Origin of the sequence: Pseudohaemophilus parahaemolyticus, assembly GCF_938021905.1 — a bacterium.
Lineage (GTDB): Bacteria > Pseudomonadota > Gammaproteobacteria > Enterobacterales > Pasteurellaceae > Haemophilus_A > Haemophilus_A parahaemolyticus_B.
Map to the genome: position 1 here is coordinate 13,160 of NZ_CALIFA010000086.1, position 12,497 is coordinate 25,656.

General features: G+C 42.0%; 24 protein-coding genes. All 24 read left to right on the forward strand.

The window, feature by feature from the left end; genetic code table 11:
* Window positions 1–3: 3 nt before the first annotated feature.
* The 24 genes from QMF79_RS09485 to lysC all read left to right on the forward strand — a co-directional run bounded on the left by QMF79_RS09485 (window position 4) and on the right by lysC (window position 12,464).
* Window positions 4–963: a hypothetical protein gene (locus QMF79_RS09485; protein ID WP_281773656.1), complete on the forward strand. Its 960-nt coding sequence runs from the start codon at window positions 4–6 to the stop codon at window positions 961–963.
* Between the two features lie 4 nt (window positions 964–967).
* A complete protein-coding gene (locus QMF79_RS09490) occupies window positions 968–1,561 on the forward strand; it encodes a hypothetical protein (RefSeq protein WP_281773657.1) in 594 nt (197 codons plus the stop codon).
* A 68-nt stretch (window positions 1,562–1,629) separates the two neighbouring features.
* A complete protein-coding gene (locus QMF79_RS09495; RefSeq protein ID WP_281773658.1) occupies window positions 1,630–1,815 on the forward strand; it encodes a hypothetical protein in 186 nt (61 codons plus the stop codon).
* Window positions 1,815–2,471: a DUF6682 family protein gene (locus QMF79_RS09500; protein WP_281773659.1), complete on the forward strand. Its 657-nt coding sequence runs from the start codon at window positions 1,815–1,817 to the stop codon at window positions 2,469–2,471. Before QMF79_RS09495 ends, QMF79_RS09500 begins: the two co-directional genes overlap by 1 nt.
* A 10-nt stretch (window positions 2,472–2,481) precedes the next feature.
* The gene (locus QMF79_RS09505) at window positions 2,482–2,724 is read left to right on the forward strand and encodes a hypothetical protein (RefSeq protein WP_281773660.1); all 243 of its coding nucleotides are present in this window, start codon (window positions 2,482–2,484) and stop codon (window positions 2,722–2,724) included.
* Window positions 2,702–3,076: a hypothetical protein gene (locus QMF79_RS09510; RefSeq protein WP_281773661.1), complete on the forward strand. Its 375-nt coding sequence runs from the start codon at window positions 2,702–2,704 to the stop codon at window positions 3,074–3,076. Before QMF79_RS09505 ends, QMF79_RS09510 begins: the two co-directional genes overlap by 23 nt.
* A gap of 64 nt (window positions 3,077–3,140) precedes the next feature.
* Window positions 3,141–3,833, forward strand: a complete 693-nt coding sequence (locus tag QMF79_RS09515) for a hypothetical protein (protein WP_281773662.1) — start codon at window positions 3,141–3,143, stop codon at window positions 3,831–3,833.
* Complete coding sequence (locus tag QMF79_RS09520; RefSeq protein WP_281773663.1) at window positions 3,833–4,024, forward strand: hypothetical protein; 192 nt, start codon at window positions 3,833–3,835, stop codon at window positions 4,022–4,024. The genes QMF79_RS09515 and QMF79_RS09520 overlap by 1 nt, the downstream gene beginning before the upstream one ends.
* Window positions 4,005–4,319: a phage holin, lambda family gene (locus QMF79_RS09525; protein WP_281773664.1), complete on the forward strand. Its 315-nt coding sequence runs from the start codon at window positions 4,005–4,007 to the stop codon at window positions 4,317–4,319. The genes QMF79_RS09520 and QMF79_RS09525 overlap by 20 nt, the downstream gene beginning before the upstream one ends.
* 9 nt (window positions 4,320–4,328) lie before the next feature.
* Window positions 4,329–4,727, forward strand: coding sequence for a M15 family metallopeptidase (locus QMF79_RS09530; RefSeq protein WP_281773665.1), 399 nt, complete (start codon window positions 4,329–4,331; stop codon window positions 4,725–4,727).
* A 64-nt stretch (window positions 4,728–4,791) separates the two neighbouring features.
* Window positions 4,792–5,235: an STAS-like domain-containing protein gene (locus tag QMF79_RS09535; protein ID WP_281773666.1), complete on the forward strand. Its 444-nt coding sequence runs from the start codon at window positions 4,792–4,794 to the stop codon at window positions 5,233–5,235.
* 69 nt (window positions 5,236–5,304) lie between these two features.
* Window positions 5,305–6,951 carry a hypothetical protein gene (locus QMF79_RS09540; RefSeq protein WP_281773667.1) on the forward strand — a complete coding sequence of 549 codons (1,647 nt, stop codon included), beginning with the start codon at window positions 5,305–5,307 and terminating at the stop codon, window positions 6,949–6,951.
* Window positions 6,951–7,286 carry a hypothetical protein gene (locus QMF79_RS09545; RefSeq protein WP_281773668.1) on the forward strand — a complete coding sequence of 112 codons (336 nt, stop codon included), beginning with the start codon at window positions 6,951–6,953 and terminating at the stop codon, window positions 7,284–7,286. The genes QMF79_RS09540 and QMF79_RS09545 overlap by 1 nt, the downstream gene beginning before the upstream one ends.
* A gap of 24 nt (window positions 7,287–7,310) precedes the next feature.
* Window positions 7,311–7,775 (forward strand): hypothetical protein, encoded by a 465-nt coding sequence (locus QMF79_RS09550; protein ID WP_281773669.1) that lies wholly within the window; start codon window positions 7,311–7,313, stop codon window positions 7,773–7,775.
* On the forward strand, window positions 7,772–8,104 hold the full coding sequence (locus QMF79_RS09555; protein WP_281773670.1) for a hypothetical protein: 333 nt from the start codon (window positions 7,772–7,774) through the stop codon (window positions 8,102–8,104). The genes QMF79_RS09550 and QMF79_RS09555 overlap by 4 nt, the downstream gene beginning before the upstream one ends.
* Before the next feature lie 44 nt (window positions 8,105–8,148).
* Window positions 8,149–8,913 carry a glycoside hydrolase family 73 protein gene (locus tag QMF79_RS09560; protein ID WP_281773671.1) on the forward strand — a complete coding sequence of 255 codons (765 nt, stop codon included), beginning with the start codon at window positions 8,149–8,151 and terminating at the stop codon, window positions 8,911–8,913.
* Window positions 8,914–9,037: 124 nt separating this feature from the next.
* Window positions 9,038–9,163: a hypothetical protein gene (locus QMF79_RS09565; protein ID WP_281773672.1), complete on the forward strand. Its 126-nt coding sequence runs from the start codon at window positions 9,038–9,040 to the stop codon at window positions 9,161–9,163.
* A 3-nt stretch (window positions 9,164–9,166) separates the two neighbouring features.
* Window positions 9,167–10,087 (forward strand): hypothetical protein, encoded by a 921-nt coding sequence (locus QMF79_RS09570; RefSeq protein ID WP_281773673.1) that lies wholly within the window; start codon window positions 9,167–9,169, stop codon window positions 10,085–10,087.
* Window positions 10,088–10,155: 68 nt separating this feature from the next.
* Window positions 10,156–10,671 (forward strand): hypothetical protein, encoded by a 516-nt coding sequence (locus QMF79_RS09575; protein ID WP_281773674.1) that lies wholly within the window; start codon window positions 10,156–10,158, stop codon window positions 10,669–10,671.
* A gap of 128 nt (window positions 10,672–10,799) precedes the next feature.
* Window positions 10,800–11,042 (forward strand): hypothetical protein, encoded by a 243-nt coding sequence (locus tag QMF79_RS09580; RefSeq protein ID WP_281773675.1) that lies wholly within the window; start codon window positions 10,800–10,802, stop codon window positions 11,040–11,042.
* 144 nt (window positions 11,043–11,186) lie between these two features.
* Complete coding sequence (locus QMF79_RS09585) at window positions 11,187–11,525, forward strand: phage holin, lambda family (protein ID WP_281773676.1); 339 nt, start codon at window positions 11,187–11,189, stop codon at window positions 11,523–11,525.
* On the forward strand, window positions 11,512–11,958 hold the full coding sequence (locus QMF79_RS09590) for a lysozyme (RefSeq protein WP_281773677.1): 447 nt from the start codon (window positions 11,512–11,514) through the stop codon (window positions 11,956–11,958). Before QMF79_RS09585 ends, QMF79_RS09590 begins: the two co-directional genes overlap by 14 nt.
* A complete protein-coding gene (locus QMF79_RS09595) occupies window positions 11,945–12,283 on the forward strand; it encodes a DUF2570 family protein (protein WP_281773678.1) in 339 nt (112 codons plus the stop codon). Before QMF79_RS09590 ends, QMF79_RS09595 begins: the two co-directional genes overlap by 14 nt.
* Complete coding sequence (gene lysC, locus QMF79_RS09600) at window positions 12,246–12,464, forward strand: Rz1-like lysis system protein LysC (protein WP_281773679.1); 219 nt, start codon at window positions 12,246–12,248, stop codon at window positions 12,462–12,464. Before QMF79_RS09595 ends, lysC begins: the two co-directional genes overlap by 38 nt.
* Window positions 12,465–12,497 lie beyond the last annotated feature (33 nt).

Sequence of the window (12,497 nt, forward strand, 5' to 3'; positions counted from 1 at the left end):
TCTATGGCAAAAAATATTCGTGCCGCTGATTTAGGCGGTGCAACGCAAGGATTGTATATCCCAGAATACGCAACAGATATTGTGGTAAGTGAACTGCATAACTGTTCTTCTTTGATGCACTTAATCAATCCTGATTATGACATCACTAACTTAGGCTTAGACTGTGCCCCTGTGGCTCACTACACCATTTTGAAAGGTTTTGAATTAGGCGATTTCGGTAATTCAAACTTCAATGGCGAGTCAATGGATTTAGGCGATCCGTTCCGCAGCGGTGAAATTACCCTTTGCCAACAAATCCCAATCAAACATAAATTCTCACGCCAAGAAGCGATTGCATTATGTAAACGTTGGGAAATGGTGCAAGACGGCTATGAACAATCTATCGGCTTTGCATTACGTGATGCAACAGAACGCTACGGCTACCGTGTATTAGTGGCAATGGCTCACGCTCAATTACAAGGTAACAAAGCAGGTGCATTAAGTGGCAATATCCGTTTAGGCGATACCGTAAATCCTGTGATTGTCGGTAAAGACGGTTTAGAAGCAACCGAAGTATTAGAGCGTATGGAGCAAGCCTTACAAGAAAGTGGCGTAACTTGCGGTGGCAATGCGTTAAAAGTTGCAGCAAGTCCTGCTTTCGTTTCTCGTATTCGCCGTGAACAATCTAAATTAGGTGCAGGCTGCTGCTTAAAAGAGAACCCAATTGTGACAGGCTTAGTGCATCCAACTTTAGGGATGGATGTGTTCTCATCATTACATATGCCTCGCTACAAATTACCTGATGGTCGTACGGTGGAATATGTGTTGATGGTCGATCCAAAACACATTGCTGCCCCAGTATCATTGGATTACCTAGAATGGCAAACCATTTTGAACGATATTTACCTTGTGGGTAACTACCGTTTTGATGTTGCTGCCCTTTCAAGTCAATCTATTGCAGTCGCTGCAATCATTATGGAGTAACAAAATGGCAAAATATAACTTAGCTCGAGGGGGCGTTGCCCCTGAGTTCGGTAAAGCGTGCAATACTTGCAATGTCGATGGCAACACGCAATTACCTGTATTCTTACAAGCAGATGTTCGAGTGGATGGTGGCTACGGCTTCCGTGAAAAAATCGAATGGAAACGCTTAATGGAAACCTTAGATTTACGTTATGGCAAATCGGTGTCTGATTTAGAAGTGGGTGATGAGCTTTACATCTTCTTACAACCGAATCATGCAGATGTTAAATCGCTGTTCATTGATTTCCGTGAACCTGTTGCAGGTTTCAAGTTTGAAATTAAATCGGTCAATGGAGCAGAGTATGCTACAGGTAAAACCAAACAAATTACCTATGCAGAAAATCTTGCAGTAGAAGCGGTAAGCGATGTTGATTTAGCTAGCTTTGATGCAGGTGCGGTTGAACCTCGCACCCAAATTTCGCATTTTGTGGAAAATGGTTACAACGCCAAAGTGGATGCGGTGGTGTTGAAAATTACCGCATTACCAAAAGGTGGCATTCCAAAAGATGTGAAAATGCTCTTTGCTCGTCGTTTTGAGCAAGAAGGCTATATGATGTAACCCCAAGTGGTCGGATGCTGCAAATAAATCGCGTTTTCCGACTGCTTCTTTTTATAAGGAACAACCCAATGACCCCATTTCAAAGAACTTTTGCCTCTAATGTTAACGGTGCACGTTTTGATGTGGACGACCAACTTACTGCGTCATTACTGATGAAGTCTGAGAAAAAAGAATTTGTCCGTGTTGAACATCAAGCCAAAAAAGCCGAAGGTAAGAAAGGCAAAAAATCTGAATTAGAACAGGAAATCCACTAATGCAAGCCAAAGATTTCATTGTACGCGTCCGCTACGATTACAATGATATTGATGCAGACCGCATTGAAGATCCGCTCATTATCAACTACCTCAACGAAGGTGTGGCGGAAATGTTCAAGCTCAACCCGAACAAGTTTCTGAAAACTGTTGTGGCAAAACTCGACGACAGCGATTTACAGCAGCCTTGTTGTTGCGATTTATTGCTTTCGGTGGATGCCATTACTGATGCTCACGGCAATTTTATTGCAGAAATGAAAGAAGTGGATAACGATGTTCAATCGGCATTTGGGAAGAAAAACTGCATCAGTCGCAAAACCGACAGCCGTAGTTACAGCAAAGTGGCAAATACCGACAACCAATTCACGGTAAAACCGCCTGTTAGCCCAAATGAAACTGTTTATGCTCGAATGACGTGTGCTGTTAAACCAAAACCCGTAACCCTTGAAGGAGAACTCGATGAATCCATTACCGAAAACTATGCGAACTTGGTAGATTATGTGTTGTATCGCTTATTTGGTGCGGAAACGGAAAGCACAACCTCACAGCAAAAAGCGGCGATGTACTACAAGCAGTTTTTAGACAGAACTTTGTTACAAGAGCAAGTTCGAGCTGCCTTTACAAAGAAAGTATTACAAAATTCGAAAGTGGGTAAATAATGGATAACGTTTGACAAGTAAACGTTTTCTCTCTACCATTGAGCAAACCAATGAGGAGGGTAAAATGTTGAATTTATTAAAACGTTTAACCAATTTGAGTATTGTATCGTCTGTTTTACAAGAGCCTGCCTCTTATCCTAATGTTCATTATGGGTTTGAGCGAGATCGTAGAAATCTTTGCAAGAATTGTAATGAGGTTGTAAAAGGCTTGAACCGTAATGTGAGCAAATATGGCAAAGAATACACAGATTAAAGCACGCAATGCGAATAGTGAAATTCATCTTTCGCATAGTCAGGTTGATACACCTTTACTTGATGTTACTTCATTAGAAAAGTTGCAACAATTTAGACCTGATATTGTTGATTTTGTCGTAGAACAAACAGCAAAAGAAGCAGAGCATCGTCGGAAATCAGATAGCAAAATTATTCGCTATACATTTATTGAACGTATAGGTGCATTGTTGCTAGGAGCCTTAATTGGAATGGGCAGCATTGCTGGTGCAATTTATTCTGCCGTATTAGGCTTTGAAACTTTAGCTGGTATTATCGCAAGTGTTGGGCTTGGCTCTTTAGCCGTTGCATTTTTGCGTCGAGATAAACAGTAAATAAAATTTAGAAGAAAACCGCTTGTAACACTCGTTACAAGCGGTTTTTTTATGGGAGAAATTTATGCCTTGCGGTTGCTTAAAACCCAAATGCGGTAGCCAAAGTGCGGTCAATTTTGTGTGTGAAAATGATGGGCGTGATGTGGAATTTATTTCCCTTGCTGAATTTTTGCCGCGTGTCACCCTGATCGCTAAAGGTGTACCTGATGACGTGGCGTTGGAATATTTACGCCAAGCTGCTCAAACTCTTGCACGCGATAGCTTATTACTCAAGCGTGAACTTCGCTTAGATGTTCAAGCAGGCGTGCGGGATTATTATTTAGACAATGGCGATGCAGAGCAGGTGCATTATGTCGATGACATTCACTTAGACAAACGCAAACCTTGCTCACGTTTCCATTATAAACCGATGCGATATTTCGCTTGCCGTGAATTTACCTTTGAGCCAAACGACAAAATCATTCTGCAAAAAGCCCCACGTGCTGATGCGGAAAATCAGCTTTACGTTCGCTACTTTGCCATTCCAACCCAAAATGCGTGCGAAGTGGATAAACTCTTGTTTGACCGCTATCACGATGTGGTGGTCAACGGTGCATTAGCACAACTGCTTTTAATGCGACAGTACGCCTTTGCCGATCCACAAATGGCAATGATGTACGACCGCAATTTCAAACAAGGCATTGCACAGGCGAAAATTGATGTAATGCGTGATTTTGAAACAGGCGAACATACGCTTAACCACTGGGGGCGAATCTAATGTCAAAATGCAAAGTGATTGAAAAATGTAAAAAATGCCAATGCTGCAAAAAACAAGCGGTCGGATTAAGTGAACAACTTGCCAAACCACGCCCTGTTGAGCGTGTGATTGAACGGCAAATTGTGGAGCTTGCGACACGTTGTGAAGACTGCGGTTGCAAAGGAGAAACCAATGCCAACCAAAGATCCTAATCTCTGGGCAATATTATTTGCCTTTTATCATCAACATACCAACGCCATTAACAGTTTTGTGATGGCGTTTTTTATTGCCCTTTTTCGTATTTGTTATGTAGGGAAAGAACGCAAAAAACTGCGTGTATTAGTGGAATCGACGCTCTGCGGCTTAATTGCCGTGGCAAGTGAAAGCGTGTTCGATTACCTACAAATGCCGATTAAACTTTCCGTTGCACTGGGTGCGATTGTGGCGTTATTTGGCATTGATAAAGTGCGTGAAATGGCATTACGTTACGCGTTAAAAAAACGCTAAGGAAACAGAATGTTTAAATTTAGCCAACGAAGTGAAGACAATCTCAACGGTGTTCACCCTGATTTAATCAAAGTAGTACGTCGTGCATTGCAATTAAGTACGGTGGATTTTACTGTGATTGAAGGTGTGCGAACTAAAGCACGCCAAAAGGAATTGTTTGCCAAGAAAGCAACCAAAACAATGAACAGCCGACACCTCACAGGGCACGCAGTCGATCTTGTTCCCTATCCGCTAGACTGGAACAACAAACATGCCTTTGAGCAAGTCGCCCAAGCAATGCTCAAAGCCGCAAAAGAACTCGGCATTACCATTCGCTGGGGTGGTGATTGGAATATGAATGATCGTTCTGATGATGAGAAGTTCTACGACGGCCCGCATTTTGAATTGTTGAGAAGTGTTTATCCATAAAGTTACTAATGATCAAAATAAACATTACATTTAATTGATTTATAGGTTACTATTGGTGTGCGCAATGATGACTTATGGAGAACACTATGAACGTAATGCAGGGATTGTTGATGTGATGTATGAACACGATATTGAGCATATCGAAGGAACAAAAGTGATGTTTGAATTAGCTCACTCATCAACAAAGCGAACCAAAGAGGTGCTTGATCAATTCGCAATGCCAGATGAATATGCTTTTGCAACAACGCTTGTACCCGTAAATTTAGCGAAGCACGAAGGTGAGTTTTTAATGTCTCGTGCTCAAGCCAAACGACTTGTTGCACGATTTGAGCATTTCCAAAAAGTCATTTTGGATTTCCAAGATGTAACGAGTATCGGGCAAGGTTTTGCGGATCAGATTTTCCGTGTGTATCAAAATGAACACCCTAATGTTCAACTGTTTGTTATCAATGCGACAGAGGACATAAAGGATATGATCACTAGAACAGGACATCAAATTCAGCAATAAAACAGTAAAATCCAACCGCTTGCAGCAATGTAAGCGGTTTTTTTATACCCCAAATTTGCAAGGAGCCCTATGCCCTCACTCAAACTCACTCAATTCGGAGGAATTGCTCCACGGCAACGCCCGAATAACTTACATCAAGCGATGGCACAAGTGGCAGAAGACGTGGATTTATCGCGTGGTACGTTACGCCCTTGGCGAACCGATAAAAAGGTCAGCGATAAAACAGGTAAATCTATTTTTGTTGATCACTGCTGCTATTTGGCAAGTGATAACTGCAAAGCCTCGTTTTCTCGCATTGATACCGATTGCGGTTTTATCGTGGCAAGTGGCGTGAAAGAATATCCCGTGATTCAAAAACGCCAACAAGCCTGTAATGAAAGTTGGCAACGGTTAGGCTTTCCTGTGGAATTGGCTGCACCGCACGCCCAATTTTTAGGCACGTTAAGCCAAGATTTCAACCAAGAATTACGCCAGTATATTTACACGTTGGTTGATAATTTCGGTTTTGAGTCAGCCCCCAGTTTACCGAGCAATCCAATTTACGCTCATAACGACCAATCTGTCGTTATCAGTGGATTACCTACTGCTTTCCCGACCTATTCCATCGAGAAAGTGCGGTTGTATTGCGCGGTCACGCAACTGGATTATGGCGAACAAGTCAAAGACCAAAATGCGGAAGCTCATTTTTTGCTGGTTGATGAATTGGATTTTGGCACGGGCAGTTATGTACACCAACCGCATACCGTCTATGGCGAAGAGTGCTTAACAGAAGAATACGAACCACCGCACGAATGTATGACCGATCTACAATACTGCGGCAACGGACAATTAGGTGGCTTGGTAGGCACAGAGCTTTGGCTTTCTGAACCATTAAAACCGCACGCTTTCCCTGAAGCCTACCGCTATGGGCGATTTAACGGCAAGCCGATTCGCTTTTTGTGTAGCGAAAGAGCAGGGTATATCTTAACCGACGAATACCCAGCGGTAATCGAAATGGAAAGCCCTTGCCAATCGCAAGGTTGCCGTTCGATTTCTGTGTTAGAAGAGCCGTTACCGATTATTTCGTATCAATCGGCGTGCTTATATAATGGTGCGTGCTTTTATGCCAGTCTTGATGGCTTAGTGATGTTGGCAGGCAATCAAGTGAAAATTGTGACTGCATCGCTTTACACCCAAGACCAATGGCAAGCTCTTGCCCCCTGGCAAATGTTAGGCGTGGTGCATAATGGCTACTATTTTGGCTTTACCGAAAATCACGCTATCCGCTTTAAAATCCCTGATTCCATTCACGAGGAAACCCAAATTGAAACGCTCACAACTCTCTCTATTCGTCCAACAGCAGTGTATCGATCCGACCAAGACCAGCTCTATTTTGCAACCCGAGATGGTATCTACCAATGGAACGCAGGGCAGGCTTGGAAAACGTTTAGATGGGTGGGCAGACTCAACGCTACGCCTTCTTATCACGCTTTCACTGCTTATAAAGTCGTGCAAGATTACGAACCCAATCATATTCGACACACCGCCTACAAACGTCATCGGGGCGAAATGGTGCAAGAGCCTATCATCTTAGGCGACAAAACCGTAATCGACAGCCGACCGCACCGCCTAAAAGCAGGTTACTCAACCTTGTTCTTTGATGTAGAAATCACAGGCAAAGGCGAAGTGTGGGAATATCATATCGCAACATCGGTTGCGGAATTAGGAACTGAATAATGCAATACCAAACCGAACATCTTGAAAACTTATCTCAATCACAAACCTTACTTGCGGAACTGTTTAGCTACATTGGCGAACACTTTGAACAAACCGCACAGCTACGCACCGAATGGCAACACTTCTTTCAGATTTGGGCAGGGCAAATGCCTTACACCAAAATCAAAGTGTTCACCGCACGCGATGAAACAGGCAAGTTACAGGGCTGCGTAATGGCGTTGTTACTGGATAATCCCTTATTTATTACCAAGCCTTTTATCCACCGTTTTGTAGACTTAACGCAAGGCGACAACGCTTTTGATGAATATGTGGAAATCATTTTAAAAAGTTTATAAAATACCGCAACAGAGGGGAAATCAATGAACTTCCATCAACAGCTACGCACCCAATACCAACGCTTTAAACAATCGCAACAAACACTTTCACAAAAGTTGCAAGCTGAAGCGAAGATGTTGGAACGTTACTTACGCCAAGCCTTATCGCTTGATGGATGTTACCGTAAATCCATCAATGATGAAATGCCAACCGAACCTTATTTGCGTTTAAGCGATATGGCGATTTTATCGGAAAATGCCGAACTGCCTAGCTTACGCTTTAAGCTAATTGTCGTGCTTGATGAAGGAGAAGAGGTTTATCCGAAAGAAGAAATCAACCAGCTTTTTGAATTGGGCTATCTTCAGCCAGATAGAATGGTGATGCGATTTCTCCCACCGACAGCTGCAAACTTCCCGTTTAATTTAGGCGATGATGCCAACAATAAATTTGAGCCTTTTGCGGTTGCCTTTCAACAATGTTTACTGCATAAATTACGAGAACGAAAATGAAAAAGCTCACTTTATTTTTAGCCGCACTTGGGTTAAGTGTGGGGGTAATGGCAAAGCCTGTGAAATCATTCGATCAAGCGATTGATTTAGTGATGAAGTCGGTTGAGAAAAATAAACTCACCTCGTTAAAAAAAGAGTGCTTAATGTTTGTTGAGTCTGAGCAAACAGATGTTTATTATTACGTTGATGTTCGTGAGGTTCATAACGAAACTTGCGGAGGTGATCCCGAAACTGCCCCACGCTTATTTACTTATTCGGTCAATAAAGCTAAAGGGTTTATAACGAAATTAAAGTATTACCGAAAAGGGTCTGATACAGAAATTAAATAATATATAGCCTACGAAAAATCGTAGGCTTTTTTATTGGAGAAAATATGGCAACCAAAGAACAAAAAGAACGCTTTATGGCAATTTATCAAGCTGCGGTAAATGCAGGCGAACCGCACCCTGAAATTGTTGCTGCACAGTGGGCTATCGAATCAAGTTGGGGTAAGAGCCCGTCAGGAAAGAACAATGTTTTTGGTATTAAAGCAGGAAAAAATGATGCAGGGTCTTTAGTAGGTACTCACGAAGTCATTAATGGTAAAAGAGTTGCAATTAAAGACCGATTTAAGGACTACAACAGTATTGATGAAAGTGTTGCTGATCGCGTGAATTTCACAAAGAACAATCCTCGCTATAAAAAAGCAGGATATTTTGACGCAACTTCACCAGCAGAGGCTGCAATGGCGTTGCAAAAAGCTGGTTACGCTACAGATCCGAATTATGCCAATAGCTTAATTGATGTTATAGAAAGTGCTGGATTAGACCCATATAACGGTCAAAGACACGACTACAGCACCACGCAACCGAATACCAACACGGTTTTTGCCCCAACGCCTATTACAGCACCACAATCTATCGCCAATACACTTACCAGCAACTTTGCCCCAGCAGAAACAAGCGGTGGATTTACGGACGCATTTAACCAACTCAACAACACGCTTAATCCGTTAGGTGCAGTTGAGCCTGAAACACAACCGAATAAATCTCAGTATCAAAACCAACTGGCACAGGCCTTTGGTGTAAGTCCTGATACCAAAGTAGGTTTACCCGATTACATCGGTGATTTAGTGAAAAGCATTTACGACCCAGCGTAATCAATAGCAGAAAACACAAAGCCCCGAATAATTAGCCGTTATTCGGGGCTTTTTTCATTCCAACTTCCAAACAAGAAGGAACAAAATTCAAATGGATTTTAACATATTTGATGAGGTACGCAAAATGTTAGAAATAATTGACCGCTCAAAGAAAGCAAGACAATTCGCTTATTGCGTAGTGATTCTTGCATTTATTTTGGGAATGGTTTGGGCATTGCCTGAACTGATTAACGCAATCCGCTGGTGGTAACGTATGGCAATTTCAGATATTAACAAAGCAATGGGCTTATATGCCCAACCTTCAGAGTTCGACCAAAATGCGTGGAAAACCGCTTTTGATATGGCAGAACGATTTGCTCAAAGTAGTGAAAAGCATCGGGCGAACCGAGAGAATCTTGCGACATCGGATTGGCGTGTTGCACTACAAAATGCAACTAACCAAACAGGTATAGCGGAACAACAAAACAAACTCACGCAAGCGAATGCAATACAACAAGGGTGGAATTTCTTACAGCAAAATGCCATTGATGAAAATGGTCGAGCAAGAACAGCAGAAGAGTTATTTACGCTGGCTCAAAGTCAAAAGCTCAATCCAGCATTGTACGCACAGTTATTTTCTGCAAACCAAGACTATGCTCAAAATGCCGCACAAGAAATCGCCCCAATTAACCCTCAAATGGCATCGCAATTTCGGGCAATGGCAGGGCTTTCGCCTAATATTGTCGATAATCAGGGTAATGTAATTAACCTCAATTCAGGTGCAGTCGTCGGTACAACGCCAAACCCTTATACGTTAGCAAGTTTTGGGGCAGGTAAAGCGTGGCAAGGTTTTGAAAATATTTTCAAAGCTCAACAAGAAGCACAAAAAGCGGAGGCGATTGCTAAAGCTCGTTTACCTTATACCTTAGCTGAAATTGATGCACGTGGAGAAAATTCACGCGAACGACAAGAAAACTGGGCGAACATCAAACAAAATTCAGCTTTATCGAAAGAATTTGGCGAAGCTCTGACCAACTCAGCGAATTATGATGGCGTTCTTACGCAAGAATCCTTTGCTAAAGAGCTAGGAAAATTAGTGAATAAATACGGACACGATGCAAATGCGATGAATGAAATTAATGCATGGGCGGATAGCGTGGTTCGCAATCAAGGCTGGCAACTTCCGCAAAAGTAAATGAAAAGCAACCCCAAAACTCGACCGCTTTAAGCGGTTTTTTTACGCCTGAAATTTAAGGAGTCATAATGAGCGAATCTTTTGATGCAAGAGCTTGGTTAAAAGCCCAAGAGCAAAATACACAACCTGTTACACCAACTTCAGCAGCACGTCCATTTGATGCAAAAGACTGGCTGAATGCTCAGCAATCTCGCACACAAAATGCAAGTGAACTTGGTCTTCAACAAGCGGCTGATTTTACTGCACAACTTGCAAAATATCCGACGGCTTCTCCCGTGCAACAGTATCAAGCCTTTGAAAAATACGGACAACAATTCCAAGACCATTTAGCACAGCAAGGTTATTCTGGCGAACAAATTACCAACGCACTGGCGTCATTTGGGCAACAAGCCGACCCACGTAATCAATCTTCAGGATGGGATACTGCGGCTGATTTAGGTAATAGTGTCCTAAAAGGCACAGGGCGATTGATGGTTGATGCGTTATCTGCTGTACCAGAAAGCACACCTTTAATTGGCGAGCTTGCAGAATACTTGCAAAAAGAAGGCGAAGGCAACATTCTACTTTCATCTAAGTTTTATTGATATATATTGATTTCAATCAACTTATTTTCAAAATAACCTCCAAAATACCCGCTATTCAAATCATTAACTTGATTAGTTCTTCATTAAACGCGTTAATGTCTCTGTGTTAAATAACATGGAGAACAATTATGTTTTTAAAAACCTTTGATGAAATGCTGAAAGAATATGCACTTAAAATTGAGAAAGTAGGAGAAGAAGTTCAGATAGAAGATGTCATTCTTCCTAGGTTAGGTCTTTGTGAAGTTTTTATAATGCCTGTTGTTTGGGTTGAGAATAAAAATACTGATTCGGTTTTGAGATTTGTGCCTTTTGATAGTGAAGAAAGTTGGTATTGCCTAGATTCAGATTTACCTCCAGAATTTAAAAATTAGGCTTGACCACTTCGAAGTGAAAGTGTAGTATTTAATATATCTTGCGATATTAGCAAGCATAAACGCAATGAATAAATTTTACAGCCCTGATTGGTTTTCCAGTCGGGGCTTTTTTATGCCTCGAAAACGGGGTGGAGTATGAAAATGCCAGAGAAAAATCCTGATCTCTGGTCTGTGGTGGTGGTTTATGTCCTGCAGCATAGCAGTTTTGTATGTGGGGTGTTAGTCGCCTTTTTTGCATCATTATCGAAATCGTTTCTGTATGGCAAAAAAGATACAGCCAGGCGGGTCATTGTAGAAGCCTTTTTATGCAGTCTGATTGCAGGCTCAATGCGTCCATTGCTGACGCATTTTGGGTTGGATATTGATTTAATCACACCGATCGGTGCAGCTTTAGGCTTATTGGGGACGAGTGCAATTCGTCAGTTAATTTTGCGTTTCTTAAAAAGTAAAACAGGAGTGGTAGAAAATGAAGATCAGTGAGAATGGTTTGAGTTTTATTCGCCGTGAAGAAGGTGAGCGTTTAATGGCTTATGCCGATGTGATTGGTGTGTGGACAATCGGTGTTGGGCATACGGGTACGGTAGACGGCATTCCCATTACAAAAGGAATGACCATTACTGCAGAAAAATCCCGTGTATTATTGATTGCTGATGTTGCAAAGTTTGAGGCAGCTATCAATCGTCTTGTGAAAGTCCCACTCAAACAGCACCAATTCGACGCATTAGTCAGTTTAGTGTTTAACATTGGTGAAACGAACTTTGCCCGTTCGACTTTATTGAAAAATCTCAATGCCAATGATTTTAAAAGTGCAGCAGAGCAATTTTTAGTATGGAAGAATGCAGGTGGTCGCCCGCTCAACGGTTTGTTAAATCGCCGTAAGCGTGAAAAGGATATGTTCAATGGGCTTGCGTAATGCGTTAATAGTTGGCGGAATGGTAATTGTACTTGGTGGAGCAGGATCATTCTTCCATCAAAATAATATGCTGAAGAAATTAGCACAAGAGAATGTTGAACAGAAATTATTGATTGCAGAACAAGCAACTGTCAACCAAGCGTTGACGGTTCAACTGGAACAAGAGATTGAAGCGGTCAGAAATCAGCAACAGATTGTAATTGAGTTACGCAGACAAGCAGAGGTAAAACGTGAAAGCATTAAAACGATTTTGGTTAAAGAGCCGTGTGCTCGTGTGCCTATGCCTCGTGCTGTTATTAAGCAGCTGCAGCAGTCCACGCATTAAGACCGTTTACCTCACACCACCGCAAGCCTATTTAACGCCTTGCACGCAAACTGCTTTCAAGGGAATTACTTATGGTGATGCAGTAGATTATTTGGTGGTTGTGATGGGCGAGCGGGATTTTTGTGCGGCACAAATTGAACAAATTAAAAAATGGGTAAAAACTCATAGTAAATCACAGTAATTCATAGTAAAGCGAGAGTGTAAAAGCTCTCGT

What these genes read in the sequence shown, in the direction of transcription:
- QMF79_RS09485 (WP_281773656.1), top strand. Translation starts at nt 4, where the DNA reads ATGGCAAAAAATATTCGTGCCGCTGATTTAGGCGGTGCAACGCAAGGA.
- QMF79_RS09490 (WP_281773657.1), top strand. Translation starts at nt 968, where the DNA reads ATGGCAAAATATAACTTAGCTCGAGGGGGCGTTGCCCCTGAGTTCGGT.
- QMF79_RS09495 (WP_281773658.1), top strand. Translation starts at nt 1,630, where the DNA reads ATGACCCCATTTCAAAGAACTTTTGCCTCTAATGTTAACGGTGCACGT.
- QMF79_RS09500 (WP_281773659.1), top strand. Translation starts at nt 1,815, where the DNA reads ATGCAAGCCAAAGATTTCATTGTACGCGTCCGCTACGATTACAATGAT.
- QMF79_RS09510 (WP_281773661.1), top strand. Translation starts at nt 2,702, where the DNA reads ATGGCAAAGAATACACAGATTAAAGCACGCAATGCGAATAGTGAAATT.
- QMF79_RS09515 (WP_281773662.1), top strand. Translation starts at nt 3,141, where the DNA reads ATGCCTTGCGGTTGCTTAAAACCCAAATGCGGTAGCCAAAGTGCGGTC.
- QMF79_RS09520 (WP_281773663.1), top strand. Translation starts at nt 3,833, where the DNA reads ATGTCAAAATGCAAAGTGATTGAAAAATGTAAAAAATGCCAATGCTGC.
- QMF79_RS09525 (WP_281773664.1), top strand. Translation starts at nt 4,005, where the DNA reads ATGCCAACCAAAGATCCTAATCTCTGGGCAATATTATTTGCCTTTTAT.
- QMF79_RS09530 (WP_281773665.1), top strand. Translation starts at nt 4,329, where the DNA reads ATGTTTAAATTTAGCCAACGAAGTGAAGACAATCTCAACGGTGTTCAC.
- QMF79_RS09535 (WP_281773666.1), top strand. Translation starts at nt 4,792, where the DNA reads ATGATGACTTATGGAGAACACTATGAACGTAATGCAGGGATTGTTGAT.
- QMF79_RS09540 (WP_281773667.1), top strand. Translation starts at nt 5,305, where the DNA reads ATGCCCTCACTCAAACTCACTCAATTCGGAGGAATTGCTCCACGGCAA.
- QMF79_RS09545 (WP_281773668.1), top strand. Translation starts at nt 6,951, where the DNA reads ATGCAATACCAAACCGAACATCTTGAAAACTTATCTCAATCACAAACC.
- QMF79_RS09550 (WP_281773669.1), top strand. Translation starts at nt 7,311, where the DNA reads ATGAACTTCCATCAACAGCTACGCACCCAATACCAACGCTTTAAACAA.
- QMF79_RS09555 (WP_281773670.1), top strand. Translation starts at nt 7,772, where the DNA reads ATGAAAAAGCTCACTTTATTTTTAGCCGCACTTGGGTTAAGTGTGGGG.
- QMF79_RS09560 (WP_281773671.1), top strand. Translation starts at nt 8,149, where the DNA reads ATGGCAACCAAAGAACAAAAAGAACGCTTTATGGCAATTTATCAAGCT.
- QMF79_RS09565 (WP_281773672.1), top strand. Translation starts at nt 9,038, where the DNA reads ATGTTAGAAATAATTGACCGCTCAAAGAAAGCAAGACAATTCGCTTAT.
- QMF79_RS09570 (WP_281773673.1), top strand. Translation starts at nt 9,167, where the DNA reads ATGGCAATTTCAGATATTAACAAAGCAATGGGCTTATATGCCCAACCT.
- QMF79_RS09575 (WP_281773674.1), top strand. Translation starts at nt 10,156, where the DNA reads ATGAGCGAATCTTTTGATGCAAGAGCTTGGTTAAAAGCCCAAGAGCAA.
- QMF79_RS09580 (WP_281773675.1), top strand. Translation starts at nt 10,800, where the DNA reads ATGTTTTTAAAAACCTTTGATGAAATGCTGAAAGAATATGCACTTAAA.
- QMF79_RS09585 (WP_281773676.1), top strand. Translation starts at nt 11,187, where the DNA reads ATGCCAGAGAAAAATCCTGATCTCTGGTCTGTGGTGGTGGTTTATGTC.
- QMF79_RS09590 (WP_281773677.1), top strand. Translation starts at nt 11,512, where the DNA reads ATGAAGATCAGTGAGAATGGTTTGAGTTTTATTCGCCGTGAAGAAGGT.
- QMF79_RS09595 (WP_281773678.1), top strand. Translation starts at nt 11,945, where the DNA reads ATGGGCTTGCGTAATGCGTTAATAGTTGGCGGAATGGTAATTGTACTT.